Source organism: Ruegeria sp. O11, assembly GCF_056535285.1.
In genome coordinates this window covers 1-26,116 of record NZ_JBQERS010000014.1, presented here as the reverse complement: position 1 = coordinate 26,116, position 26,116 = coordinate 1, and the positions used below count along the sequence as shown (strand labels likewise).

Sequence of the window (26,116 nt, the reverse complement as noted above, 5' to 3'; positions counted from 1 at the left end):
GGTCAGCCCCCTAGTTGATCATCGTCAGGCCGCCCTTGAGGGTCAGCATGGCATCGCCGTTTACAGTCGTCATCGGGCTCTTTGCATCCAGTTTGGCATTCGCCTGAACCTTGATCATCGTACTCTTGATTGTAATGCTTGTCGGATCCAGTTTGATCGATGACCCGCCCACTTTCAGTTCAATCGACTGCATAGCGGTCATCGTGATCTTACCGGATTTCGCATCGACCTGAATGTTGCCGGTATTCACGGTGGTTGTCTTGTTACCCGTCTTTACGGTTTCAGCGACATTCCCTGTGACCGTCCGGGTGGATTTACCCTCAATAGTCTCGGTCTGGTCAGTCTTGATCCCGATGGTCTGGCTGCCCGTTTCGATCGTAAAGGTGTGATCCCCTTTCTTGATCGTTTCGTCAACGTTCTGCTTAACCACTTGGCTCAGACAACCATCACCGCCATTCCCGCCCGTGTCCAACTCATCGTAGCCAATGGTGATTGTGGACTTGTTCTTGACCAGCTTTTCATGATCCTTCTGTGCCTGAAAGCGCACCAGTTCCGCGTCCTTTTTGTCCTCGAACATCAGTTCGTTGAACGTATTGGTGGCGCCACCTTTGGTAGACCGCGTTTTTATCCCAGATTGAGTTTGATTATCCGGCAGCTTGTACGGCGGCATGGTTTCCGCGTTATACAGCATACCGGTACAAATCGGACGGTCCGGATCGCCCTCTTCGAACTGAATGACAACCTCCTGTCCTATCCGCGGTATATGGACCATGCCCCAGTTCTTACCTGACCACGGGGTCACCACACGAACCCAGCAGGTTGTTTTTTCGTCCTTTTTACCCTCGCGGTCCCAGTGAAACTGAACTTTGATGCGACCGTATTTATCAGTCCAGATCTCCTCTCCGGATTTGCCGGTCACAATGGCAGTATGCAGACCCGATATCTCGGGCCAGGGAATGGTACAAAGGGATTTGAATTCGGTCTTGGCGGGCTGAGCCTCGAACTCGACCATGAACATTTCGCTGTTGTCTTCTGGAAACTCCAGCGCGCCAGTGTCCAGATCTTTATCCTTCTTCTCAAATCCGTATCCTTCGGTGGTCTGGAGGAAATACTTGGCACTTGTTATCAAATACTCCCCGTTCTGCTCTTTGTCCGGATGGTCTTTGAGCGTGAATTTCCGGCCTGTTTCCAGCGATCGAACCGAAGCCCGTGCCCGGCGTCGAGAAAACAATGCATCCTGTGCAGTCATACGCACTTTTGCTCTGGTATTACCCAGCCCAGTTTCCTTGTAATGCCCGGGCGTGTCGTACAACTCCAAGTCCTCTTTGAAGGAATGGCCCGGCTTTGTGCCCGTTTTCGAACGGGCGTCCAAAGATGCCGAGGGCTTTTCAAAATCAAAATCCCCGAGCGACACAACACCCGATCTGATCGATTCAGATGCAGCCCATTCTGTAATAAAGTCCCCCAGACGCTGTTCATAATCGTCACCGCCACGAAACTCTACCTTGGGCTCTCCTGTTATTGGCGTATGCGCAGAAGGGCTATCACACAGAACCAGCTTTTCGTTTTTACCGTCGGCGTCCGAACAATCGAAGTAATAATATATCCCTTCTTCCTGCATCAAACGCGAGATGAAATCAAAATCGGTTTCTCGGTATTGAACGCAGTATTCACGCTTGGGGTGTGTGTTGGTCAGGCTCTTTTTGTAATCCGAGATATTGTGATCTTCTTTGAAAATCTTCTCAAAAATCTCGACGACCGACATATCCTGAAAAATTCGACTATTGGTTCTCTGTGTCAGCAACCAGAACCACGGGCGCAGCTCGGCCAAGAACTGCACCAACCCGTCTCGCAGGGCCAGACGCTCTACCCGAACGATGGTACCGGTGAATTTGCGTTTTGCCCCGTCCTCTGCGGCCAGGTGAATCGTCATCACCTTTCCCAACAGCTTGTCCAGTTCAATCGTCGTCTTCTCCGACATGAATTCGACCTGAATCTCGGTTAGTGTTCCCAGCTCTTCGGTCACGATGGCGCGCCTGAGGACCAGATCGTCTTTGTCGTCACTACCCTTGTATGGATATGAACCGGTGATCCGAAGGGGCCACTCTTTACTTTGAAGACTTTCCGCCATTTACCATTCCTTCCAAATCTCGTTCGACACGCCGTTACAGATCGGCCAGCAGAGCCGCCAGTTCCGGGTCCATTTCATCTTCATCCCCGTCATCCCCGGCATCATCATCAAATGCCGAGAGAAAATCATCCAGACCGCCAGAGTCATCGTCCTCAAGATCCAGGTCGAAGTCATCGTCATCCAGATCCGATGTGTCGTCATCGTCAAGGGCCAGATCTGGATCGGAATCATCGTCCAGACCCAGATCATCGATATCAAACTCATCGTCCGAGGCCGCCTCTTCCGCCTCGGGCTCATCCGGCACATCCGGTGATGGCGCCGGAGCCGGGACGCCTGACCACGGCCCTAGCAGCTCCTGACCCGCGACCGAATTGAAGGATCCCAGCCTGATCTCATCCCGCCCTTTGACAGACAGCAGGGGCATATAACCGCGCTGAACCGAATGTTCGTGCTTGTCCAAACTGATATTGCGCTCGGTGCAGGGCAGAGCCACCTGATCGCCATAGCGGTCGTTTACGAAATGATAAGGCATTCCACCAAGGCTCATGACTGAACCCAAATTCATCGCTTTGCCATTCTGCTTGAAAGACCGTGCAAGTAAGATCGTCACCAGCACCGCTGGATTGGCCCAGAGCATTCCGCGCAATCCTTCAGCCTCGGTGAATTCCTCGAATTCAAACTCATAGATTGGTTCGGACTTGGCCCCGTATGGCCGACGTAGCAGAAAGCGTGGCGATGCAAGCCCTACGTGCCCGGCTTCAGGCATCATGCGAAACGTGTCCCAAGCCTTGACCACCAATGGGTGGCGGTCGTCTTTCTTGATGTCCAGATAGGCGGGTGTAATAGCGCTGATAAAGGGCGCATCCACATGTGCAGCAACCCGGCCCACGCGCCCGAGAAGTTCTGCATGAGGCGGTGTTTCCTCGAAAGTATAAAGACCGATCAGCGCGGAATATCCTCCACGTCCGTTCTCTTCATCTAGCGGCTCTTCGGTCAACAATCGTACAAGTCCGGTTTGGGCCAGATTCTCTTCGGCGGCCAGATCGGCGGCGATTTCTTCGGCGGAAACATCGTAGAGGATCACATCCAGCGTATCGTCGTCCTCTACACTGCGCGCGATCAGATCCAGACTGCGCCATTGCGCTTCTACCGACTGGAACTCCGGGTGGTGCAGAACCAGCCGCATCGCCGTACTTAGCGCGTCATCTACCGCAGTCTGCATTGCTGCGACATCGGGACTGGGTAGTTTGTGGATATGCGGCCCAACCACGCGCTTCAACAGATCGTCCACCGGAGAGGGTTGCGCCAATTCATCGCCGGTATCACCGATCAGCTTCTGAAAATCGCTCAGTTTCAGATCAGCTCGTACGGTGTTGCCACCCGAAGACTTGCGCGGTGGAACCACAGCCTGGCCAAATTCCTCTCCCCATGCGGTCAGCTGTTTTGCCGCGTGATCCGTCGTTGCTCCGGAACTCAATTGGCCTTTCAGGCCCGCCAGACCCTCAAAAAGCTCAACATTTTCGTACAGCTCATCGGGATGCAGGTCGTCGAGCTCATTCAGTTTCACCTCAATCCCTGCGCCATCCTTCCCGATGGGCAGCACAAGTGTGGTGGCGAAGCCGGCGATCACATCCTCAATCGTATCCGGATCCAGCAGGATCGGTTTGCGCGCGGCCAAAGCGTCCCCCGTCTCCATCTGGCCCCTCGCAGAACGGCCCGAGAAATCGCCAAAAACTGCTATACGAAAACGGCTACGCTTCAAGCGTTCAGGATCGGGCCTGTCGGCGCTCATCCGACCAAAAGCGAGCATCGGTTCCCCATCCGGTTTGGCCCCTTCCGAAGCGACCTCGTTATCGGTGCCCTCGGATTCGTCATCGTCCGACAGCAGATCGTCCAAATCAAAGTCATCTGCGTCATCGGAGGAGTCATCCTCGTTGAACAGATCGTCCAAATCCAAATCGTCGAGGTCTTCCTCGGATATATCCGCCGCGTCATCATCCTCAGACGCTTCGCTGCTTAGCAGATCGTCCAGATCGAGGTCATCCAGCTCATCAGGCACAGGATCTTCTTCATCCGTGTCGTCCAGCAGACTGTCTATATCCAAATCGTCCTGATCGGTCTCAGTGCCTTCAGCTTCTTCTGCTTCGCCGGTCGTGTCGTCATCGCCAAGCAGGCTGTCCAGATCCAAGTCGTCGAGGTCCGCCTCAGAAGTATCCCCAGCGTCTTTTCCTTCGGTCGCGTCGCTGTCTAGCAGGTCGTCGAGATCGAGGTCGTCGGTATCGCCTTCTGATACGGGACTGTTATCGTCTGACGAGTCATCTTCGAAAATATCATCGAGGTCCAAATCGTCCCCGTCTGCTTCCTCCGCAGTAGCCTCGGAACCCTCATCATCCAAGGCCAGGTCTCCGAGCAGATCGTCCAGTTCAACCTCATCCGAGGTCTCCTCCTCGGTCGCGCTGTCTGACAAATCGCCTAGTAAAGCATCCAGATCGTCACCGTCATCCGCACTTTGCTCGGGAACGTTCTCTGCCAGATCGCCAAGAACATCATCTAAATCTTCTGCGTCATCCGCGCTATCGAGATCCGGAATTGCTGCAAGGATATCATCCGCTTCATCATCCTGATCCATGTCCTCTGGTGCCATTTCGGCAATATCGCCCAAAAGATCATCGATGCTGCTGTCTTCAGTGTCCTCCTCGGGCGCAGCGTCGGCAAGGTCGGATAGTATGTCATCACTCTCGTCGTCGTCATCGGCCTCTTCAATGACCGGTAGCGAGGCCAACGCGTCTGCTGAGGAGGTATCCTCAAGCGCTTCGTCATCCGGTGCCAAATCCGCGAGGTCGCTCAGCAGGCCATCTACAGTGCTGTCATCCAGGGCATCATCTGGCGCAACATCAGCGAGATCGGACAGGATGTCACTGCTGTCGTCGATGTCCTCGGCTTCGACAACATCAGGCAGCGACGCCAGAGCATCGCTGGCTAAACTATCCTCGGCGGTGTCCTCAACCGGCGCCATTTCGGCAAGTTCACCAAGCAGATCATCAACACCACTGTCTTCAGACTCGACCTCCGGCTCTGCTTCGGCAAGGTCAGACAGGATTTCGGAATAATCGGTTTCGGTTGCTTCTTCTGTCTCTGGGAGGGACGATAGCGCCTCTTCAAGGGAATTGTCCTCGGCAACAGCATCTGAGGCCTGATCTGCGAGGTCGGACAAAATGCCTGCTGCCTCATCTTGCGCCTCGTCTTCTGCCATGTCTGGAACTGAAGACAAGGCGTCTTCAACCGAAGTATCTTCTACGGCCTCTTCGGGGGTTGCACCTGCCAGATCAGACAGCACGCCAGCGGTCATGTCGGTTTCGTCGTCGCTTGCAATCGCTTCCGGTAATGAAGCCAAAGCATCGACCAGGGACGTATCCTCAGGCGGGTCTTCGGGAGCATTGACAGATAGGTTCGATAAGACGTCTGACGTCTCATCCGGATGTTCGACGACCTCAGTTTGGGGCAGCGTCGCCAATGCCTCGGCCATTGAGTGATCCTCGGGAGCGTCCTCGGGGGCCAACTCCCGCAATGCATCCAGTGTCGACGCTGGGTCAGGATCTTCAACCGGGCCGCTTGCCAGCGTCGCCAACAGTCCAGGATCGGCCAGAATCTTTTCGATCAACGCCTCGGCTCCGGCCTTGCCGTCCATATAGGCCATGAGCGTGGCTAGCTGAGTGCGCGCGTCCAGTAGTTTCTGCAGCGGTTCAATCTTGGCCGCGATCTGGGCCGGGTTGAAATCACCCATCTTCTCAAATGTCAGGTCCACCGACAGATTGCCATCACCTGTCAGAGTATTGGGCACCGAAAATGCAACACGAGGAGCCATCGCCTTCATGCGGTCATCGAAGTTGTCGACGTCGATCTCGAGAAATTTGCGGTCGGAAATCGAGACGGCTTCGGCCTTGGACTTCCCGGACAGATCACTCAGAACTCCCATCACGAACGGTAGCTGAACCTTTTTCTCGGCCCCGTACAATTCGACATCGTATTCGATCTGAACCCGCGGCGCCCTGTTGCGTGCAATGAACTTCTGAGAACTGTTAGCCATCGCCCTGCCCTTTCAACTCCGCAACCTCGCGACGCAATGCTTTCACTTCGACAAGCAGTTCCTTAACGCGATCATCAACAATGTCCGTTTCGCTGCGTACCAGTTCACGAAGATGCGAAAACTCTTCAACTGACTCGTCTTCGACCGCTGACTGCATCGTATTGACCAGTAAACCAATGAACAGGTTCAACACTGAGAACGCAGTTATGACGATAAATGGGACAAAGAATAACCACGCAGTTGGATGTGTTTCCATCACGGGACGCACGATGCCCATCGACCAGCTTTCCAGCGTCATGATCTGGAACAGCGAATACAAAGACCGGCCCAGCGTGCCGAACCATTCGGGAAAATCGGGGCCATACATCAGCGTAGCCATGACAGCAAAGACATAGAACACGATCGAAATCATGATGATCACTGCGCCCATGCCCGGCAACGCATCAAGCAAGGCCTGTACCACAGCCCGCATCTGTGGAATGACTGACAAAAGGCGCATGGCGCGAATGACCCGCAGCCCTCGCAAGGCTGAAAGGCCATCGCGATTGGGCAACAGGCCCAGTGTTACGACCACAAGATCAAAGATGTTCCATGCATTTCTGAAGAAACTCAGCCGGTAAGCATAAAATTTCAGCAGCAACTCGGCCACGAAAATACCTAGGACGATGCTGTCAAACGTGGTCAGGAGATGGCCAACACTGGCCTGTATGGACGCCGAAGTCGACAATCCCAGCGTGATCGCATTGAAAATGATCACGCCAAGAATGGTGTTGGTCACAGCCTTGCGTTCAACAAATGCACGCACGGTGTCGCGGAGCGTTTCGCTCTTCTCGATACCGGTATCCAACATGGCCTCCTGTCGTCTAGCATCTGTTGGGCGCACAAGTGGCGCGCCCAACATGTCAGGGTTCGATCAACCTACAGCGTCGCTGATGTTGTCGATCATACCTTTCACGGTCTTGATGTTGGTGAACATGTTCTTGGCTTCCGTTGCGATGGTTTTCTTATCCAACGCCTTGATCTTGTCGATGATCGCGGTGTCGTCCACTTTCAGTCCATTGCCTTCCATCAACGCGTTCATATCATTTAGGAAATTCTCGCGATCTTCCAGCTTCTTTGAAAGTTCACTGGCCGAGCGTTTGACGTTCATACATTCAGCGCCCAACTTGATCCCCTCTTTGAGGGTCTTGGAGCCTCTGGCCGCCTTCATCAATTTGTCTGCCGAAGCGCCCAGATCATCCACTTTATGACGTGTCTTCGTCGTATGTTCGCGGTATTTCTCGCGTGCCTTCTTTGCGTCCTCCGCCTTGCCTTTCACCGCTTTCGCTGCGAAATCCAGCATATTCTTGGCGATGGTCTTGGGGTCTTTGCCCTTTGTAACTTCCTCACCCATCGCAATAGCTTTGGCGGTGAATTTCTTAATCGCCTCCAACGGCTTTTTCGGCGAAATACCGGATGTATCCGTGATACCTTGTCGCTCGGCCGCCTGCATGATGACAGATTCACGCAATTTCATGTAATTCTGGATTGCCTTATACAGGTCCTTGCGCAGCTTTTCCTCACCCTTGAGCTGTTGCTGAAGCTCCTTGCCCAGAGAATACACTTGCTTGGCAATGGTCTTGTAGGCCATCGCATCTGCGCCCGAAGATGCCACCAACCTCGCGACTGCGCCACTGATCTTGATGACGCCCATGGTTACCTTCACCGTGGTTTTTATGCGCGCCTCTTTCAGCAGCTTGTCTTTGTTCGCTTCGTCTTTCAGCTTCTTTTCGATCGCCACCTTGGCCGCACCTTCGGCGGAGGCCATGGCATTCTTGATCGACTGATTGACGCCCTGGATCAGCTTTTCCGCCTCGTCCTGGGATTTTTTCCCAGGCGTCTTCATCAACTCCCCGACTTTTTTGTCGAGCCGGACAGCCTCTTGAGTGATCGTCTTTTCGTAGTCGTCCAGCACCTTCATGCCGGCATCTTCCAGACGTTTCAGCGCGGTTGAGGGTACCGGTGCGGGCTTTTTCAGCTTACCCGATTTCGTGATCTCGAATTCTACATCAACCCGGTATTTTGGGATTTCGATGTATTCAAGCTTTGGCTTCGACCGGATCAGATCGACGACGTAAAACTTGTGCTTGGTAACTGTTGTCTTTGCCATCTTGGGACTCCTCCACTGGCGATAATCTATTGAGTTATGATCCGTCCGAATGGCGGCCTTTGTCAGTCAAACCCATAAGTGAATTCGCCGTCTGTGACCTCGATCACCACTTTTGAAACTTCGTGCCCTTCCATCATACGACGAAGGAACTCAGCCGAGATATCAGGCAGCATCGTATTGGTCACAATCGCGTCGATCATGCGGCCTCCGCTGTCCAATTCCTGGCAACGATTGACGATCTCTTCGACCACTGTGTCAGAGTATTCGAAGGGCACGCCATGAGCGTCCTGAACACGTTTTTTGATCCGGCCCAGTTGCAGTTTGGTGATCTCGCCCAACATTTCAGGGCTCAGCGGGTAGTAGGGGATCGTGACCAAACGTCCCAAAAGCGCGGGCGGGAAAACTTTGAGCAGCGGATCACGCAGCGCTTTGGCCATCCCCTCGGGGTCGGGCATCAAGTCGGGGTCCGCACACATATCCATGATCATCTCGGTCCCGACATTCGAAGTCAGCAGAATCAAAGTATTCTTGAAATCAATTACGCGACCCTCGCCATCTTCCATCACGCCCTTGTCGAAGACCTGAAAGAAAATTTCGTGTACATCAGGATGCGCCTTTTCGACCTCATCCAACAGAACTACCGAATACGGTTTGCGTCTTACCGCTTCGGTCAGCACACCGCCTTCGCCGTAGCCGACATAACCTGGAGGTGCGCCTTTCAAACTGCTGACGGTATGAGCTTCCTGATATTCGGACATGTTGATCGTAATGACGTTCTGTTCGCCACCATACAAAACCTCGGCCAGTGCCAGCGCGGTTTCCGTTTTGCCAACACCACTGGTACCTGCGAGCATGAACACACCGATCGGTTTGTTCGGATTGTCCAGTCCCGCACGGCTGGTTTGAACCCGCTTGGCGATCATCTTCATCGCATGGTCCTGACCGATCACACGCTTGGCCAGGCGCTCTTCGAGATTCAGGATGGTCTCGATTTCGTCTTTGACCATGCGGCCGACGGGGATACCTGTCCAGTCACCGACGACGCTGGCCACCGCCTGATGATCGACGATGGGCAGGATCAGGGGGATATCGCCTTGTAACTTTTCCAGTTCTGCATTCTTGGCCTTCAATTCGGCCAGCAGTGCCTCCCGGTCGACGGGTTGCGTATCCGGGGCTTCATCGGTCGCGGCTTCACCCTCGGCTGTTCCAGTTCCTTCAACCTCCTGACCACCCTCGCGCAGCTTGGCACGCAGGTCGAGAATTTCTTCGACCACCTTTTTCTCGGCGTCCCAACGTCCAGTCAATTCTGCCAGTCGCGCTTCCTCAGCCACTTTCGCGGCATTCACCGCTTCGCGCCGCTCGGCTACGTCATACCCTGCTGTCTCATCCCGCTCGATGATCTCTAACTCGGTCGTCAATGCCTCGATCCGCCTTTGGCTATCGTCGACTTCCGCCGGAACCGCGTGCTGGGATACCGCAACGCGGGCACAGGCGGTGTCCAGAAGGCTGACTGATTTGTCGGGTAACTGACGCGCGGGGATGTAGCGAGCCGATAGCGTCACCGCCGCCTCGATCCCTTCGTCCAGAACTTGCACACGATGGTGTTTCTCCAGCATCGAGGCGATACCGCGCATCATCAGCACAGCTTTTGGAATATCTGGCTCTTCAACATGCACGACCTGAAAACGCCGGGTCAGGGCCGGGTCTTTCTCAATGTATTTCTTGTACTCAGCCCATGTAGTCGCGCCGATTGTACGCAATGTACCACGCGCGAGCGCTGGTTTCAGAAGGTTGGCCGCATCTCCTGTCCCTGCGGCACCACCAGCACCAACCAATGTATGCGTTTCATCAACAAACATTACGATCGGCGCCGGGCTGGCCTGCACCTCGTCAATCACCTGACGCAGGCGGTTTTCGAACTCTCCCTTCATCGAGGCCCCGGCCTGTAAGAGGCCCACATCCAACACCAGTAAGCGCACATCCTTCAATGCCGGTGGCACGTCACCACGTGCAATCCGCAGCGCAAACCCTTCAACCACCGCCGTTTTACCGACGCCAGCCTCACCAGTTAAAATTGGGTTGTTCTGACGGCGCCGCATTAACACATCGACGATCTGACGGATTTCCTCATCGCGACCCACAATCGGATCGATCTCGCCGTTGCGCGCCTGTTCGGTCAGGTCAGTGCAGAACTGCTCCAACGCCTCACCTTTACCCATCGCGCCGGGTGCCATCGCACTGCTGGCCTCACCAGGTTCGGCCCCGCCCCCAACATTGGAACCATCCTGTGCGCCCAACGTATCCTCAGGAGAACCATCTGTGGCCTCAGCAAAGCTGTCGGCCAGATCATCCGCGCCTATCTTCGCAAGCTCGGGCGACATACTGCCCAGAATATTGCGCAGCGCGGGCGTCTTGAGCATGCCCAAAATCAGATAACCCGTGCGTACTTTGCTATCGGAGTATAAAAGCGAACCCCAGACCCAGCCGCGTTCCATCGCATCCATTAGATGGTCGGAGAGGTCCGAGATCGAGGACGCCCCGCGCGGCAGCATATCCAGACTGCGGGTCAGTTCCGACGCGATCTTGCCCGGATCCAGATCATAGTGCTGGATGATCCGGTGAATGTCGCTGTCTTGGCCATTAAGGATTTGATGCAACCAATGCTGGATCTCGACATAAGGATTGCCGCGCATCTTGCAAAATACAGTGGCCCCTTCGATCGCTTGATAGCCCAGCTTGTTTAGCTTGCCGAAAAGCGAAACACGGCTGATTTCCGTCATATTCAATACCTCTCGTTGGGTGCCAGTTCTTTGGCCTCGAATTCTTGTGTCGTGTAGCCGGGGTACAGAATCAGATCATCTGCATCCGGCTGGGTTGTGTCCGCTTCATTGCGGCTTTTGATCCAGCTTGTGTGACCCAGCTGCGTCGTGCCGCCCAGCGATGCGCGGGGCACTTCGTCACCGGCCAGAACCAGATTGATCTCCCAATCCAGAGTGTCGCCGACATAGGTGCGTAGGATCGCCTCTAACCGCTGCTGCGACAGGCCGCCGGGAAGCAGGCGTTTGTAGTCTTCTAGTGAAACCGGCCCTATCCGGATTCGAAATTTGGCCGACCGAGACCAAACCCGGCTCCCGATGCTGGTTGACTGTCCCAGACGAGCGGGCCCACCCAGTTGCCAGGTATCATCGGGCTCAAGTTCCAACCAGGATCCTACAAATTGTTGGATGTGTGCCTCGACGCCGAAATAGTCGGACAGTATCGCGATTAGACCTTCAGCTGTCTTGGTGCCCGATCCCAGATGCCCAGCGAAAAATCGGCGTAGAATGTCCGACATCGCATCGCGATCTACGAACGACTGCCCTTTAAAACCGGCCAAAGCAGCCACCCGCTGTTCGAACGGATCATCCCCACGATCAAAGCTGGGGGCCGGTTCGGCTGCTGACCATGCGCGGTACAGCAAGCTCATCATTCGGTGCGTCAGCATGTCGGCAAAAGCGACAAAAGTAGGATCGCGGTGATTACGTTGCCGGTCGCGGGCGAATTCCGTCAAGTGCAACGGCAAAGGGCCTTGCGGGCCGAAGAATCCAAAGAATAGGTTGTTCAGCTTGCCGGGTGCGTTTTCTGACGCCGGTTCAAAACGGGTTAGAGTATTGGGAGGAAAGGCCAGTGACACATCCTGCCCCAACCGCACTTTGTCTTCGCGCGGACGGCGGGATTCGCCCAACCTCGGTGCATCAGAATAATGCGCCTCGATCACCCGAAGTGCCTGAAAGACATGATGCCTTTCAGGGTCTGCCGCCAGCGCGGCAAGCAGGCTCAAATGATCCTGCCCAGGCCGGCTGCTGGTCGCCATCTGGCAATCTCTCCTCGTCTTTCGGTTTTCAGAACGGTTTCCGTGAAACTGTTGATCGTCGTATATTTACGGAAGAACCGTTCAAGCACGGCACCCAGAACATATACGCTGGTGCCTTCGTAAAAGCTTTCATCAAACCCCAACGTGATCTCCAGACCGCGCACGGCTGTGCTGAGCACTTCGTCGCTCATCCGACGCACGATTGGGCGACTGGTAACAGACGCCACGCCTTCCAACTGTTTTTCGGTCACCCGATTTCCCAGAGGAGCATAGATCCCCAACAACTCGCGCAGCGCGCCTGCACCGCCTTCCGCGCCATCACCAGAGATCGAAAGATAGTTCAGACTCAAATGGCTGATTAATTTCCAGGCTGCATCCCCCTGAGCCAACGTCGCATGAGGTCGAGTTGGGGTTACGGGTGTGCGTACCGATTTTACTGGCCCACCTTCTGGCAGATGGAACACATCTGTCCCTCCCGCCGCAAGCAGCATAGGAAGATCCCGGTTCGAGCACAGCGCCTCAACCGCCAACTGGTCAAGCGATCCGGGGTAAGGAGCCTGAGCCCGATCTACCAGCGTCAGATACACTTCAGAGCCCAGATAAGATGTGCGAACTCCGCGCAACCGTTCTTTTTCGTTCCGTTGCCGCATCCGACGCTTGACCGTGTAATAGGCCGAGTGGTTATCGCCCGCAGCTGTCAGATCGGTGTCGCTGTAGAACGGGCGGAAAGGAATGTCCCCTTCTTCATCGGACTGAATCCCGGTCACGCGATCAATCGAAAATATCTCATAATCCAAACCAGCTGTCCGGTTCGGCACAACATGGTGCTCGGTGTCCATTTGCGTGATATGAACCCGGTCACATCGGCGGTGAAACAGATTGACAGCCGGAACTGTGTTCAGCGCAAATGCCGCAGGCGTAACCGCCGGAGCGACATCGCGCATCCCGTCCTGCAGCAGGATATAAATATCAACATCACTGCCCGCCGACTGTTTCAAAGCCTGTTGCAAGCCGGTCAATTCGACGAACAGGAAACGTTCGGGCATTGCGAAATATTCCTGCAACAGACGATAGCCGTCAAAGGATTGGCGCGGTGTCGGCAGCAAAGCTTCGTCAGGCTCGAACCCTTTGGGGATAACATCTGCCTGGTTTAGGCGAACGGTCCAGTCCGCACGCCGATCTGTCGACCGCCCTGTCAGGCCCACGCATTGAGTCGCCAGCAATTCATGAAGCGCCCATGCCTTGCCGCTCTGGGTGTCCAGATGCAGCACAAGATCGTCCAAACCCAGTTCTGCCATAGGTTCGCCGTCGGTGCGTCTCAAACGCAACCGGATGCCAGCCCGGGCGTCAGTTTCCTTGGCCACACCTGCTGCGACCAGTTCACCGCGCCCGTCAATGTACTCGGCTTCGGTAATCTCAATCGGCCACAGCGTCATGTCGGCCGAGGTCCTGAATTCACACGCGGTCTGCTCCCCTTCTGCCAAGTAAGAACGCAACGTCGCACCACGTGGAATCGTATAGCCCTCTTTGAGGGCCGCATTGCCAACGTCCGGTTCAAACTGCGCAATCATCATGGATGGAGTCGGGGCCAGATAATGTGGATAGACTATTTCCAGAAGGTTCGACGTGAATGTCGGGAACTGCATTTCCAGTTCCAACTGCACGCGCGCCGCCAGAAAAGCGCTCCCCTCTAGCAGGCGTTCTACATAGGGATCGACAACTTCGATCCCTTCCATCCCCAGACGGGACGCGATCTTGGGATAAGCGGCAGCGAACTCTGCCCCCATTTCGCGAAGAAAGGCCAGTTCAGTTTCGTAGTGTTTGAGCAGGCGGGTATCCATCGCACTAACTCCGCTCGATCGCGACTTCGCCGGTCGTAATATCAACGCGACTGCGCAGGTAGAGCTCCAAAGGCATCGGCTGAGCCCACATTACAGCGCGTATATCGTATTCTACGTGCATTTCGCCCGATCCTTTTTCGGACCGCAAATCAACCGAGACCGAGCCCTTCATAATACGAGGTTCGAATACCTCGATCGAATCCGCGATAGAGCGTTGGATTCGCTGGGCTTGTCGCAGTGTTGAAAACGACCCCGAGCTTTCGCGGATGCCGTAATTCAGAACAGATTTCGACGCGTAGGGATAAGTATCTTCGTCAATCAGATCGGATTGATCTGTGGTATTGAGCAACAAGGACAGATCACGCTGAATGATTTCTCTCAGGCGGCCCACGTCGATCACACGAGAGTCGCGCCCTTCCTTTTTCTGATCCGGCGCGTCGTCCGTCAGCCGATCCAGAAGCGAAGGCTGCAAGCGTTCGGCAAGGGTCTTCTCAGCCATCTCCGGCCGTTTCCCCGGCCCCGGCGGCCACGTTCAGTACCAATTCGCGCACATCCAACAAAGCAATATCGGATTTGTCCGTGGTCAGTATGCGCTGACCCAGGCCGGTAAAGGTATCAGATCCCGCATCGACCCAACTTGTCGCACGCGCCAACCGAGCGGCATCGTCTCCGTATTCTGTCGTTCCCGGGTATCGGGTAGGGATCAACGCCGCAATTTCTCCACCACTGGCAACAGTCAAAGTGCAGGCCGTCCAGACGGCGTCACGCAGGTCGCTGGGTGCCTCGATTTCAAGTCGGGCAATCTGAGCAAACGGGAGCCAGAAATAGCGCCCGTTCACAATAACCTCCAGCACCGGACCCAGACGCATGTCAGCATCCGCGATCCATTCGAACGTTTCGCCATTCACGGTACCTGACGTTGCGGGGGCCGCGTCGAAGGCTTTCGCTCGCATCTCGGCAGCTTGTTCAAGGTTCCTACCCGCGGTCAACTTCTGGGCTTCAATCAGATGCGCCAGCCATTCTTCGGGCTCGCCAAAGATCATCGGAGTTTTCTCGGCCGCAAAGACCTTTTCGCGATACACTTCGCAAATGATGGCCTCGCGGTAGGTCTTGGCCATCATTGTGGCCGCCTCATCCATTTCCGCGCTCAGCTTCAGTTGAGTGATCGCGCGTTTCCAATCTCCCATGACGCAAAGTAATTGAAACAGGAAAATCCGGAGCTTAGCATCAGCTGGATTTGTGCGGATTTTATCTTGCAACGCAGTTAGCGTGGCAGTCAGATCGCCTGTTCTTAGATGTTCTTCCGGCGTCATGAAGCCCTCGCGTCGTCAGGATGTTAAAAAAGGAAACAGCCTTGGCGGAAAACATACCGCCAAGGCCAATTTTTTCTCCAAAAATCAGCTGACGTCGCCGGTTTCCAGATTCCACTTGAACTCGTTGCAGTCGCTGAGTTTGCCGGTTTTGAAATCGGCGATCTTGTACTTGATCGAGATGCCGCGATACGCAACGGTCCACTGTTCTGATGGGATCGATTCTTCGCCCCCACTAACCGAATAGCTGTCGACGATAGCGTCGCGCAGGGTGAAGATCAGATATGGCTCCATACCTTTCTTCTCATCGTCACCCGACCGGCACAGATGAATCGTCATCTCGCCGTTGGACTTGCCCGAAGCAACATAGGTCATGAGCTTGGCCGAGGCTTTGCTGAGCTCGGTGCTCAGCGTGACTTTGCCGAAATTTGCATTCGCATAACCACGCTGGGTGGTGCCCATGTCGCCCATATCCAGGGTGCGCGCGACCTCCCAGCTGATCTCTTTACAAGCGATCCAATCGGTATGTTGTTTTTCCCTGGCCTCACCGGGGAAGTCCATCTTGATGAATACGTTTTCCATTTTACCTTCCTTCAAGGGCTAATGATGACACTGAGATATTCGAGGTTTGAAATGGCGGCAGTGAAGCACTTCACCCGCCGCCACTTTTTTTTCGGTTTAACCGGCTTTTTCCGACGGAAGTTTCGAAACTAGGCGCAGAGACACCGATAGCCCCTCAAGCTGGTAGTGTGGGCGTAAGAAAAACTTGGAAGTGTAGTATCCGGGGTTCCCTTCTACGTCCTCAACAACAACCTCGGCGGAAGCCAGCGGTTTGCGCGCCTTCTCAGCTTCAGCAGAAATATCAGCGTTGAAGTCAACATACTGGTTGATCCAGTCCTGCAACCAGGATTCCATATCCTGACGGCTTTTGAACGAACCAACTTTGTCCCGCACCATGCATTTTAGGTAGTGAGCAAACCGGCAGGTCGCAAACAGATATGGCAGACGAGCAGCCAGATTGGCGTTCGCAGTCGCGTCAGCATCGTCATACTCGGCGGGTTTATGCAGCGATTGCGCACCGATGAAGGTGGCAGCGTCGCTGTTTTTGCGGTGGATCAACGGCATCATGCCATTCTTGGCCAGTTCCGCTTCGCGCCGGTCCGAAATCGCAATCTCGGTTGGGCATTTCATGTCAACGCCACCGTCGTCGGTCGGGAAGGTGTGCGCTGGCAGGCCCTCAACGGTACCGCCGCTTTCCACACCGCGGATCCGCGAGCACCAACCATATTCCTTGAAAGACCGATTGATGTTTACCGCCATGCCATAGGCCGCATTCACCCAGCTATAGCTGTCGCTATTCGCACCGGTGGTGTCTTCCTCAAAGGCGAACTCCTCGACCGGTTCGGTTTTGGAACCATAAGGCAGACGCCCCAAGAAGCGCGGCATGGCCAGGCCCACATATTTGGAATCTTCACTTTCACGCAGAGACCGCCAAGCAGCATATTCCGGGGTCTGGAAGATCTTGGTCAGGTCGCGCGGGTTAGCCAATTCTGACCAGCTGTCCATCTGGAACAGGCTGGGCTTGGCACCGGTGATAAGCGGCGCATGGGCAGCAGCGGCAATCTTCGACATTTCACCCAACAGTTCGATATCCTGCGGGCTGTGATCGAAATGATAGTCTGCAACCAATGAGCCATAAGGCTCACCACCAAACTGGCCAAACTCTTCTTCGTAGAGCTTCTTGAAGATCGGCGACTGATCCCACGCGGTACCTTTGAACTTGCGCAAAGTTTTGTGCATGTCCTTTTTCGAGATGTTCATCACGCGGATTTTCAGCATCTCGTCGGTTTCGGTGTTGTTCACCAGATAGTGCAGACCACGCCACGCGCTTTCCATCTGCTGGAAATCGGCATGGTGCAAAATCAGGTTAACCTGTTCGGTCAGCTTCTTGTCGATCTCAGCAATGATGCCTTCGATCGAGCGCAGCGCATCGTCCGAAATTAGACCAGTGTTGGCCAGGGCCTGTTCGGCCAGTGTTTTCACTGCGCTTTCAACGGCAGTCTTGGCCTGGTCCGATTTCGGGCGAAATTCCTTGGTCAGCAGAGCTTCGAACTCGGATGATCCAAATGCGGTTGCGCCTTCGGCGGCTTCTACCTTGGCTTCTTCATCGGCCATCTTTTACTCCTCCTCAGCAGCGTCGTTGCCCGGCTTGGGCTGGGCTGCCAGTGTCTTTAGCAGGCTGGGATCCTGCATAATTTTTGAAATCAGATCCTCGGCCCCGGTTTTGCCATCCATATAAGTCATGAGGTTGGACAATTGTGTGCGTGCATCCAGCAGCTCTTTCAGCGGTTCGACCTTGGCCGCGATCGCGGCCGGGCTGAAATCATCCATGCTTTCAAAGGTGATATCTACTGCCAGATTGCCTTCGCCTGTCAGGGTGTTGGGCACCGTGAACGCAGCGCGCGGCGCCATCGATTTCATCCGGTCGTCGAAATTGTCTACATCAATTTCCAGGAATTTCCGGTCCGCAACGGCGGGCTGCTCGACCTCGGATTTGCCAGCCAGATCGCTCATGACGCCCATGACAAACGGCAACTGTACTTTCTTCTCGGCTCCATAAAGCTCGACATCATATTCGATCTGAACTCTCGGAGCCCTGTTCCGGGCTATGAATTTTTGTGAACTGTCAGCCATCTGTTGCTCCTCGACTCATCCGTCAGCTTTTTGTTTCGATCCACGTTCCAGCGCCATCGCCGGAAACGTATCAAAATCCATCGTCATCATCATCTTTCAATCCGCCGATCTGGCGCACTTCGTCCAGACCTTCTTTGGCCATATCTTCGATAATCGTCATAAAATCTGCATTCACAAGCCGCTTTGCCCGTTCCAACAAAATCGGTAGCGGGCTGGAAGGTTCGCAGCGCGCATAATAATCCATAATGCGTTCCAACATTCGGGTAACGTCTTCGGGCGAGTTGACCGCACCACCGCCTGCAGGCGCAGCAGCTGGTCCTGATCCTGATTTAGCCGCGGGTGCATCCATTTCGTCCACGTCGTCATCTGCGGTGTCACCGACATCAGCGTAACGGGACATCGCCTGCTTGATGCTCTTCAATGCGTCAATCAAAGGGTCCAGATTCGGGCCTTCTCCCGGGGTCTTGTCAGCAAAGACAGCATCGATAGAGTTTACATTCTCAAGCGCTGATGCAACCGCTTCCGCGTTGGCGGAAAGTGTTTCTTCATCAGTATCCTTGAAAGCGGCGGCAACGCTGTTTTCGTCCGGGATGTCGTCCAGATCGGCCGGCATGTTTATGCTGCCATCGACAACATCCAGATGACGTAGGGTGATGCGTCCGAAAGTTCGGCTTTCCGTCAAGCCAGTGCGACGTAGCGCTCGTACCATACGTTCAGTCGAGGCCAGACCACGCACCGCGTTGATCCGCATCGTCGCGTCGCCATCATCTTCGTCCAACTCAGGGTGACAAGTATCCCAGAATTCATCCAGCAGAGATCTGACGTAATTTATCGAAGCTGAAAATTCAGTAAGACCCTTTGTATGCAAAACCGCTTCGGCCAGGTAGATCGCGGCGCGCAAATCATGGCTCTGTTCCATAACCGCTAGCGCTTTGGCCTCGACATCAGCCCAATCTTGTTCTTCAGCGGCGACGACCTCGTCGCCCATCTGACGTTCTTCCCCTGGCTGAGCCGCGATCTCAAGATCAGTAAATGCCGGATCATATTCCAGGTTTTCACCGCTTGGCTGATCTTCGCTTCTAGGCTCCAGATAAGATGATAGTTCCATACTCTCCCCAATAACGTGGCGGTTGTCTGCCGCTTGTCCGTTTGTTGGCACCGCTTAACGTGATATTCCCGACAACCGATATGAACTACTTCACACGATGACAAAGCTTGCAAACATTTCGCGTTTTATGCGCAGTCATTGTTATGAATCAGCCCCATACCAGGCCCAAAGTCAAACCTAATAAATACGTTTTTTTTACGACATGGTTTGGCCGCTACGCCGATAAGGCACGCTTTTTTCGTTTCGCAGACGAAGTTAGATGCAGAGGACTAAAATTTCCTCTTCTCGCATGCAGTCCGATGCTGCAATTATCATGGAAGGTCCGAACCCGATCGAACGGACCCTGGCACACCGTCTTCACAGACGACGCCTGCGGACGACTAGGAGAAATCGGCAATCGAGAACGGGAATAAAATGAAAACAGGGATATTTGCAGTCATTGCACTGACACTTGCAGCCATGATGGCGCAGGCTGACGAAGGTAAACTGTCCATTGAGTTGAACAAGTTTGAAACTGGCGAGGCTGGGGGCTGCCGCGCTTTCTTTTTGTTTCGCAACCAGACCGGTAACAGCTTTGAAGAATTTGAAATGTCACTGGCGATCCTCGACGGCGACGGAGTGATCGATCGCTTGCTGTCCATCGACGCAGCCCCCCTTCCGGTACAACGGACCGTTCTAAAGCTCTTTGAGATTCCCGAGATTGATTGCTCAGATATTTCCGAGGTGCTTTTACACGACCTGCCCGCGTGCAAACCTCAGAACGAAAACCCTGTGGATTGCTTCCCGCTATTAGCGTTGGACAGCAAGACAACAGCGAATCTGGCGCAATAAACCATGCCGGGGTTGGAAAATCTGGGCACCGGAGGCCCAATCATCGTCCTTCTTGGCCTACTGTCCTTGCTGTCGCTGACAGTGATCGTGGTCAAGGTTATCAGGCTCGCGCCGGTACGCGCTGGAGGGCCCGCTCGGGACGCGGCTTTTGTCCAATGGTCGGGCGGAGACAAAAAATCCGCGCAACAGGCCGTCGCCGCAGGTAAATCACCGGCGGACCGTGTTTGTGCCTATGCCATGCAAGCGCTTATCGATGGCTTCAAAGGACCTGCCCTGATGGCCGAGCTGACGCGTCGCGGCAATCAGGAATTCGCCGTAATGAACAGCTGGATTCGCGTTTTAGAATTGATCGCCATGATCTCACCTTTGCTGGGGCTTTTAGGCACGGTGACCGGAATGATTCAGTCGTTTCAGGAATTGGAGCTGGCGCAGGGTGCGGCTAACGCCTCGGTCCTGGCGGGTGGTATCTGGCAGGCGCTGTTGACGACCGCTGCCGGGTTGTTGGTCGCCATTCCAGCTGCCATTGGCGCCTCTTTGCTGTCCGGACGTGCCGAAGCAGGAGCGCAGTCCATAGAGAACGCTGTTGGCAATCTGATGGTGCTTGAGGAGCGCGGCGCGCATTAAGGAAGCTTCGATGTACAGCGATATCAGCCTGAACAGACGCAAGCCGACCCGGCCATTGATCTCTCTGGTTCCGATGATCGACGTAATGTTGATCCTGCTGGTGTTCTTCATGGTCACGTCGACTTATCTGAACCTAGACATGATTCCGGCGCTGGCACAGTCCAACCGCCCGGTCCCCTCGCAGGCAGCCGAAGCCGAGACTGAATCCGAAACACTGCTTATTCGCATCGGAACAGACGGTTCCCCCTTTCATCAAGGTAAGGATTTCACCCGGGACGAACTGATCAGCTTGCTGACAGTCCGCCTTAATCGGAACCCTGCGCTTCAGGTCATCATCCTGCCGACCGGAGGTGCTCGACTACAGTCGCTTGTAACTGTCATGGATATTGTCACAAGCGCTGGGGCCGTGAACATGCGCGTGGTCCGACTGGAGGCCCGCCAGTGAGGATATCTCGCCCTGCTCGTCGCCATCACCCCGAGACGATCATCGCCCTGATCGATGTGGTGTTCTTCCTGCTGGTCTTTTTTATGTTGATCGGCCGCATGGACGCCACTGCGCCGTTTGATGTAACCCCACCAACGGCCCTGACCGGGGCGGACATGCCAGCGGGAGGCATCACGTTATCCGTAGCGGCCGATGGGACGATGGCGCTAGACGGCGAAGAGGTATTTCTGCAAGATATTGATCAGCGCATTCAGTCCCAACTGGAGGCCGATCCAGACATTCTGATCCGGATCAACGCGCATCGCGACGCTGCATTACGCGACATCCTGCCCCGGATCGCCCAATTCGAGGCGATGGGTGCACGCGACGTAGTTCTGGTGGTGACACCTCCCGGGCCTGCACGGTGATCAAGGGGCCGTTCATATGGGGGGTTGGGTTAGTCTGCTCGCTTGCCCTTCATGTCGGCGGCGCTCTGGCCCTGATTTGGAGTGTTGAGCCAGACCCGGTGACGAAGCAGCCCGTGCCCGAGACCCGGATGCAATTGTCCGCCCATCAGGTCAAACAAAGCGAGGCTATCGAAGCACGACCGGAAGTCGAGGCTGCGCCGACAACGGATGCAATTGGGGCGCAGCTGGATCAAAGCGCGATACATCAATCGACCGCAGCTTCGAAGCAACTCCCACAGCAGACGCTTGCGGCAACCCAGGCGAAACCGGATGCTCTGGCAACGCTTGAAAATTTGGCCAAGCCGATACAGCAAGTCACCGGCGCGCCTCAGCCCTTACAAGCCGCAGCAGTGTCACCATCTCGGTTGGTCCCAGCTACTTTGCAGGCGAATCCGATCCTTTCAAGCTCACCGCAAGAGCAGGCTTTGCCCCCCAAACCTCCAAAACAGGAACTGGCCCAGCCTGTGAGACCCCAACCCGTCGCCCTAAAGCAGACAGTCCCTGATATCCCTTCCACCAACGCGTCCGAGGTGTTTTCAACCACGGGCAATGAACCGATCGACCCCGTCTCTCTGGCGGCGATCCAGAGTTTCATGCGACCCGAAGACGCCGGGAATAGCGCTCAGAATCTGCGGGATGGAATCGATGGGCTGCTGGCGCAAATCCCGTGTGCGCGGTTGCAAGTTCAATTTCAACCCGACACCAACACATTGCAGGTCATCGGTCATATCCCCGAAGACGGATTGCGCAATCCTGTACTGACAGCCCTTCAGGCACAAATGGGAAACAACATACGGGTTGACGACAAGCTTCACATCCTACCTCGCCCACAATGTGGTGCGCTCAGTGGCATCGCGGATGTCGGATTGCCGCAATCTACAGATCAAATCACCAATCCGCTTCTCATCGGAAAGTACATTCATGCGCGCGAATTTCACTATGTTAAAGGACAGCAGCTGATATTGGACCTGACCGGGGCGGATTACGACGCTTTCGTCTATGTCGATTATTTCGATGCCGAAGGTCAGGTGATCCACCTCAGGCCAAACGTGTCAACTCCAATGGCGCCGACGCCTGCAAAGGCTGCTTTGCAGATCGGCGCAGCGGAACCGGGTGACGCAGGCCTCTTTGTTACGATAGGGCCACCTTATGGGCAGGAAATAGCTGTCGCCTTCGCAGCGTCGGAACCGCTGTATCAAGACGATCGACCGTTGGTTGAACCTGCCGAGGGATATCTGAATTTCCTGAAATCACAAATTGCCGAAGCACGCAAAAGCAACCCGAACTTCAAAGGAGAATGGGTTTACTTCTTCATCACTACGACCGAGCGGTAGACATCGTCTTTTTCCATAAGAGTTAGTTGAGGCACACATCGATGGATACGTTTCGTATCAGCCACAAACCTATGCCTTGGCAGGTGCGCGGATACTCGTTTTCACCGCAAAGCACGGATCTGTTCGCACGGCAAGATTGCAACATAACTTCTGATGTGATGCAGATTACAGTCTGGGCCTAGGTTGTGTGGCAAACAACAATGGACAGAGAGAGTTTACCAAGCGTAAGCTTGGAGATGAAATTGATTAGTTCAGAGAGTTGGGAGGCTATTATGGCCCGAGTTTCACTGCCAATACTATTGTCGGGTACGTTCATTTTGGCAGGATGCGAACTGCCGTGGACTGCAGAGACACAAACCGTTCCATCAAGCCCCGCAACACAACCTGTTTCAGCGGCTTCGCCAACACCTACCCAAGTGTCGGCCCCAGTGGTCCAAACTGCTCCCGCACCAACCGAAAGCACGTTGATCTCCGGCGAAGAGCGCCAAGGCGACGGAGGTGGCGATAGCGGTGGAGGAAATGATGGCGGTGGAGGAAATGATGGCGGCAGTGGTGGCGGCAGTGGCGGCGGCGGTGGAACCGGCGGCGGCGGCGGCGGTAGCTGGAACTAGCGCAGGGATATAAAACATGTTGAAGCGTAGTCTGCTAGGCGCGCTCTTCGGGGGCACAGTCGCTTTGTCTGCGGCAAGCGACTCTGTTTGGGCGCAATCAAGTTCTGAGAGCACAGCGCAGATTACTGAAGCGCCTCGGATTGCAATTGTGATTGGTAATCAGGATTACTCCGAAGTCGTCGACCTTGCGAATGCGCAAAAAGATGCGCAAGACATTGCTGCTCTGTTACGGGAATTCAACTTTAAGGTTTACGACGGATACAATCTTGAAAAGCGAGAATTCGAGGAGCTTCTTCGAACTGCGGTTCTAAACATTCCTGATTCAGCCAACGTCCTATTTTATTATGCTGGCCATGGCATTCAGATTGGGCGACGCAACTACCTTTTACCGGTCGATGCAAAATTCGAAAGCATCTACGACGTTCCTTTGGCCACGATGACACTGGACCGGATTATCGACACATTATCCGCCAGAAGTTCAGCCCATGTAGCGATCCTTGATTCATGCCGAGACAATCCGTTCAGCGATATCAGGTTGGCAGCGGATCTTGATGCAAACCTGTTCGAAACGCGACCAGGCTTTGATGTTTTTAGCACGCCTTTGAATTCACTAGTCGCATATTCGACCTCACCCGGTGCCGTGGCCAGCGATGGCGACATCGGCCAGAACAGCCCCTATACTTCAGCCGTATTAGAAGCTGCACGGGCCACTCCATATGACAACATCCAACAATTGTTCCCGGTCATCCGGGAACGTGTCCACCAGGCGACGGGTGGGCGGCAAATACCGTGGGAAAGCTCTACGCTGGTGAAACCTTTTTACCTGGCCCAACACCAGGTTGAACAGCAACCCCAGGCCGTTCCGAGCGAAACCAGCCAGTCGCTGGACCTCGTTCAGCAGTTCGACAAAAGCATTCCGCTGATCCAAACGTTGTCGCAGGCGCTCGGGACCGAAATCACTGATGTTCAGATTGTCGAACGCCCTGAACAGGGTGTAATCGCACTGGAAGATACTCAGCAAACCGCCTCGATTTCATATTCTCCTGAAATTTCAGATGTCCGTGCGGTCGAGATAAGCAATAATGGCGTTCGGGACAGTTTTAGCGTTGAAGTAGTCACCTCCGATCAGGAACGCAAACGCGTCGACGTCTCATTGCAGCTAGACATTAACGCATGTGACATCGAAGCAGGTGATGCACTTGATCTCAATGGTGTCGGCGTATTTCGCCTTCCAAACGAACTGGACATCCCGGCCGGTCTGAAGGCGTGTGGCAAAGCTGTCGCCGAATATCCCGGCAATGCCCGTTTTCGATATCAGCTTGGGCGGGTGCAACAGGCCGCCGGGCAACTGGTAGATGCACATGCCAATATATCTGCGGCGGCACAAGCTGGCCACATACGGGCGAAATTTGCCTTGGCCATGCTACTCGACTCGGAACGGATCGACCGTGGTGTAACCAAGATTCCGTATGACCCTCAACAAGCGCTCAGCCTGCTGGAACAGGGCACCGCCGAACAAGACCCGTACGCCATGCACCGCCTTGGGAAGAAGCTGCTACGAGAAGGTGATACCCAACAGGAAAAGAGCCGTGGGTTTGAGCTTCTCGAGCGTGCAGTTGAACTTGGACACACATTTTCGATGAACGAGCTTGGACTGTATTTCCTGCGGGAAGACTCGGCGCATTACATACCGGAGAGAGGCATGCGATATCTCCGGGCGTCTGAATTGCGAAAAGACATCTATGGCTACGACAACCTCGCCTATGTCGCACTGCTTGGCCTCGGCGATAACCCTGTCGACTATGACAAGGCATTGCAATATTTCATGGCAGCCTCCGAAGGTGGTCACCCAACTGCCCCGGCCAGCATCGCGCGGATGATCTTGCGTGGCCAGCTTGAAGGCCGATCTCGCTCTGAAGCGTTGGAGTGGTATGATGTATCACTTGCAAGGGGCGATGCTTGGGGTGGGGCAAACGGCGCTTATATCATTCTCGACGGTCAGGTTTCTGGAAAAGGCCCGGCAGACGCCGCCCTCAGAGCTGCAAAAGCGGCGTTGTTGGCAGATACTGAAGCAGCCGCCCAGGCACAATCGCAGTTGGACAATGTACCACGCGAGGCCTTGGACCGTGCTCTCCAGATGGCACTGAACGAATTAGGTGAAAGTATCAAAGTAGACGGCCAGGTTGGAGCGCAGACTCTAAAATCTCTGGAAAACGCAACTGCTTTGAACAGAGTGCCCATTCCCTACGCCGCACTGGAGGATCCGAAAGAACGGCTCTTGCTAGCGGCAAGAGTGTACTGGGCCAGAAACCCGGTGCGTTTCGATTTATTTTAGCGGTATGTTTTGGTTCTGACCTGACGTTCGTTGCTTACCATGGAAAGCTCACCCGACCAAAAGGTTACACAACCAATTCCACGAACTACTATGTCGGGCATGGATGTAGTGAGCTCATGATACAATTAAGTGTCAGGCCGAATGTAAGCTCATGATCTCGCATATCTGCCCCATGATCCAATCGATCGAAGGGGGATGCAACGGATTGGACCTGTCGCGTATTAGTGCCGCCCCAGGTGCTCGTTTAGGCCACTTTCCGTTCGAAGGCGACCGGGCTTTTCCAGCCCAATGCTGAGTGCCGCCGTCGCGGATTGTAG

The 26,116-nt window shown here is 54.7% G+C and carries 21 protein-coding genes and 1 pseudogene; 7 read left to right on the top strand and 15 right to left on the bottom strand.

Going from position 1 to position 26,116, the window contains the following annotated elements; genetic code table 11:
• Window positions 1-10 precede the first annotated feature (10 nt).
• From ACRZ91_RS18730 to tssA, 14 genes and pseudogenes are all read right to left on the bottom strand, one after another.
• The gene (locus tag ACRZ91_RS18730) at window positions 11-2,131 is read right to left on the bottom strand and encodes a type VI secretion system tip protein TssI/VgrG (RefSeq protein WP_170471997.1); all 2,121 of its coding nucleotides are present in this window, start codon (window positions 2,129-2,131) and stop codon (window positions 11-13) included.
• Between the two features lie 34 nt (window positions 2,132-2,165).
• Window positions 2,166-5,147, bottom strand: a complete 2,982-nt coding sequence (locus tag ACRZ91_RS18725) for a type VI secretion system contractile sheath domain-containing protein (RefSeq protein WP_480907827.1) — start codon at window positions 5,145-5,147, stop codon at window positions 2,166-2,168.
• A gap of 573 nt (window positions 5,148-5,720) precedes the next feature.
• Window positions 5,721-6,218, bottom strand: a pseudogene (gene tssB / locus ACRZ91_RS18720) (type VI secretion system contractile sheath small subunit); the annotation flags it as partial.
• Entirely contained in the window at window positions 6,211-7,068 is an 858-nt protein-coding gene (locus tag ACRZ91_RS18715; protein WP_170472001.1) for an ion transporter, read from the bottom strand. The gene ACRZ91_RS18715 and the pseudogene tssB (ACRZ91_RS18720), both read right to left, overlap by 8 nt.
• Window positions 7,069-7,131: 63 nt before the next feature.
• The gene (locus tag ACRZ91_RS18710) at window positions 7,132-8,367 is read right to left on the bottom strand and encodes a hypothetical protein (protein WP_170472003.1); all 1,236 of its coding nucleotides are present in this window, start codon (window positions 8,365-8,367) and stop codon (window positions 7,132-7,134) included.
• Between the two features lie 62 nt (window positions 8,368-8,429).
• A complete protein-coding gene (tssH, locus tag ACRZ91_RS18705; protein WP_480907724.1) occupies window positions 8,430-11,147 on the bottom strand; it encodes a type VI secretion system ATPase TssH in 2,718 nt (905 codons plus the stop codon).
• Between the two features lie 2 nt (window positions 11,148-11,149).
• Window positions 11,150-12,220, bottom strand: coding sequence for a type VI secretion system baseplate subunit TssG (tssG, locus tag ACRZ91_RS18700; RefSeq protein ID WP_480715673.1), 1,071 nt, complete (start codon window positions 12,218-12,220; stop codon window positions 11,150-11,152).
• Complete coding sequence (gene tssF, locus ACRZ91_RS18695) at window positions 12,184-14,061, bottom strand: type VI secretion system baseplate subunit TssF (RefSeq protein WP_480907721.1); 1,878 nt, start codon at window positions 14,059-14,061, stop codon at window positions 12,184-12,186. Before tssF ends, tssG begins: the two co-directional genes overlap by 37 nt.
• 4 nt (window positions 14,062-14,065) lie before the next feature.
• Window positions 14,066-14,560 carry a type VI secretion system baseplate subunit TssE gene (gene tssE / locus ACRZ91_RS18690; RefSeq protein ID WP_010443398.1) on the bottom strand — a complete coding sequence of 165 codons (495 nt, stop codon included), beginning with the start codon at window positions 14,558-14,560 and terminating at the stop codon, window positions 14,066-14,068.
• The gene (locus ACRZ91_RS18685; RefSeq protein ID WP_480907719.1) at window positions 14,553-15,374 is read right to left on the bottom strand and encodes a type VI secretion system accessory protein TagJ; all 822 of its coding nucleotides are present in this window, start codon (window positions 15,372-15,374) and stop codon (window positions 14,553-14,555) included. The genes tssE and ACRZ91_RS18685 overlap by 8 nt, the downstream gene beginning before the upstream one ends.
• A gap of 84 nt (window positions 15,375-15,458) precedes the next feature.
• On the bottom strand, window positions 15,459-15,953 hold the full coding sequence (locus ACRZ91_RS18680) for an Hcp family type VI secretion system effector (protein ID WP_010443396.1): 495 nt from the start codon (window positions 15,951-15,953) through the stop codon (window positions 15,459-15,461).
• A 96-nt stretch (window positions 15,954-16,049) separates the two neighbouring features.
• Entirely contained in the window at window positions 16,050-17,546 is a 1,497-nt protein-coding gene (tssC, locus tag ACRZ91_RS18675; protein ID WP_010443395.1) for a type VI secretion system contractile sheath large subunit, read from the bottom strand.
• Window positions 17,547-17,549: 3 nt separating this feature from the next.
• Window positions 17,550-18,065, bottom strand: a complete 516-nt coding sequence (gene tssB / locus ACRZ91_RS18670) for a type VI secretion system contractile sheath small subunit (RefSeq protein ID WP_010443394.1) — start codon at window positions 18,063-18,065, stop codon at window positions 17,550-17,552.
• A 70-nt stretch (window positions 18,066-18,135) separates the two neighbouring features.
• Entirely contained in the window at window positions 18,136-19,173 is a 1,038-nt protein-coding gene (tssA, locus tag ACRZ91_RS18665) for a type VI secretion system protein TssA (protein ID WP_480907717.1), read from the bottom strand.
• 414 nt (window positions 19,174-19,587) lie between these two features.
• Here tssA and ACRZ91_RS18660 point away from each other — a divergent pair, with 414 nt between their 5' ends.
• From ACRZ91_RS18660 to ACRZ91_RS18630, 7 genes are all read left to right on the top strand, one after another.
• Window positions 19,588-20,004, top strand: a complete 417-nt coding sequence (locus ACRZ91_RS18660) for a hypothetical protein (RefSeq protein ID WP_010443392.1) — start codon at window positions 19,588-19,590, stop codon at window positions 20,002-20,004.
• A 3-nt stretch (window positions 20,005-20,007) separates the two neighbouring features.
• The gene (locus ACRZ91_RS18655; protein ID WP_010443391.1) at window positions 20,008-20,628 is read left to right on the top strand and encodes a MotA/TolQ/ExbB proton channel family protein; all 621 of its coding nucleotides are present in this window, start codon (window positions 20,008-20,010) and stop codon (window positions 20,626-20,628) included.
• Window positions 20,629-20,638: 10 nt separating this feature from the next.
• Window positions 20,639-21,073: an ExbD/TolR family protein gene (locus ACRZ91_RS18650; protein ID WP_170472023.1), complete on the top strand. Its 435-nt coding sequence runs from the start codon at window positions 20,639-20,641 to the stop codon at window positions 21,071-21,073.
• Entirely contained in the window at window positions 21,070-21,480 is a 411-nt protein-coding gene (locus ACRZ91_RS18645) for an ExbD/TolR family protein (RefSeq protein WP_170472026.1), read from the top strand. The genes ACRZ91_RS18650 and ACRZ91_RS18645 overlap by 4 nt, the downstream gene beginning before the upstream one ends.
• A gap of 98 nt (window positions 21,481-21,578) precedes the next feature.
• Window positions 21,579-22,853: a DUF4384 domain-containing protein gene (locus ACRZ91_RS18640; protein WP_480907714.1), complete on the top strand. Its 1,275-nt coding sequence runs from the start codon at window positions 21,579-21,581 to the stop codon at window positions 22,851-22,853.
• 272 nt (window positions 22,854-23,125) lie between these two features.
• The gene (locus ACRZ91_RS18635; protein ID WP_480423537.1) at window positions 23,126-23,464 is read left to right on the top strand and encodes a hypothetical protein; all 339 of its coding nucleotides are present in this window, start codon (window positions 23,126-23,128) and stop codon (window positions 23,462-23,464) included.
• A gap of 16 nt (window positions 23,465-23,480) precedes the next feature.
• On the top strand, window positions 23,481-25,799 hold the full coding sequence (locus ACRZ91_RS18630; RefSeq protein WP_480907712.1) for a caspase family protein: 2,319 nt from the start codon (window positions 23,481-23,483) through the stop codon (window positions 25,797-25,799).
• Window positions 25,800-25,931: 132 nt separating this feature from the next.
• Here ACRZ91_RS18630 and ACRZ91_RS18625 read toward each other — a convergent pair.
• A partial coding sequence (locus ACRZ91_RS18625) for a hypothetical protein (protein WP_480907710.1) occupies window positions 25,932-26,116 on the bottom strand: 185 nt, incomplete at its 5' end.

Bases quoted from the DNA above. Each gene is read 5' to 3' on its own strand.
- ACRZ91_RS18685 (WP_480907719.1), bottom strand. From the start codon at position 15,374: ATGACGCCGGAAGAACATCTAAGAACAGGCGATCTGACTGCCACGCTA.
- tssG (WP_480715673.1), bottom strand. From the start codon at position 12,220: ATGGCGACCAGCAGCCGGCCTGGGCAGGATCATTTGAGCCTGCTTGCC.
- ACRZ91_RS18710 (WP_170472003.1), bottom strand. From the start codon at position 8,367: ATGGCAAAGACAACAGTTACCAAGCACAAGTTTTACGTCGTCGATCTG.
- tssF (WP_480907721.1), bottom strand. From the start codon at position 14,061: ATGGATACCCGCCTGCTCAAACACTACGAAACTGAACTGGCCTTTCTT.
- ACRZ91_RS18660 (WP_010443392.1), top strand. From the start codon at position 19,588: ATGAAAACAGGGATATTTGCAGTCATTGCACTGACACTTGCAGCCATG.
- ACRZ91_RS18730 (WP_170471997.1), bottom strand. From the start codon at position 2,131: ATGGCGGAAAGTCTTCAAAGTAAAGAGTGGCCCCTTCGGATCACCGGT.
- ACRZ91_RS18650 (WP_170472023.1), top strand. From the start codon at position 20,639: ATGTACAGCGATATCAGCCTGAACAGACGCAAGCCGACCCGGCCATTG.
- ACRZ91_RS18635 (WP_480423537.1), top strand. From the start codon at position 23,126: ATGGCCCGAGTTTCACTGCCAATACTATTGTCGGGTACGTTCATTTTG.
- tssH (WP_480907724.1), bottom strand. From the start codon at position 11,147: ATGACGGAAATCAGCCGTGTTTCGCTTTTCGGCAAGCTAAACAAGCTG.
- tssA (WP_480907717.1), bottom strand. From the start codon at position 19,173: ATGGAACTATCATCTTATCTGGAGCCTAGAAGCGAAGATCAGCCAAGC.
- tssC (WP_010443395.1), bottom strand. From the start codon at position 17,546: ATGGCCGATGAAGAAGCCAAGGTAGAAGCCGCCGAAGGCGCAACCGCA.
- ACRZ91_RS18630 (WP_480907712.1), top strand. From the start codon at position 23,481: ATGTTGAAGCGTAGTCTGCTAGGCGCGCTCTTCGGGGGCACAGTCGCT.
- ACRZ91_RS18725 (WP_480907827.1), bottom strand. From the start codon at position 5,147: ATGGCGCCGGTTGAGGACACCGCCGAGGATAGTTTAGCCAGCGATGCT.
- tssB (WP_010443394.1), bottom strand. From the start codon at position 18,065: ATGGCTGACAGTTCACAAAAATTCATAGCCCGGAACAGGGCTCCGAGA.
- tssE (WP_010443398.1), bottom strand. From the start codon at position 14,560: ATGGCTGAGAAGACCCTTGCCGAACGCTTGCAGCCTTCGCTTCTGGAT.
- ACRZ91_RS18715 (WP_170472001.1), bottom strand. From the start codon at position 7,068: ATGTTGGATACCGGTATCGAGAAGAGCGAAACGCTCCGCGACACCGTG.
- ACRZ91_RS18680 (WP_010443396.1), bottom strand. From the start codon at position 15,953: ATGGAAAACGTATTCATCAAGATGGACTTCCCCGGTGAGGCCAGGGAA.
- ACRZ91_RS18655 (WP_010443391.1), top strand. From the start codon at position 20,008: ATGCCGGGGTTGGAAAATCTGGGCACCGGAGGCCCAATCATCGTCCTT.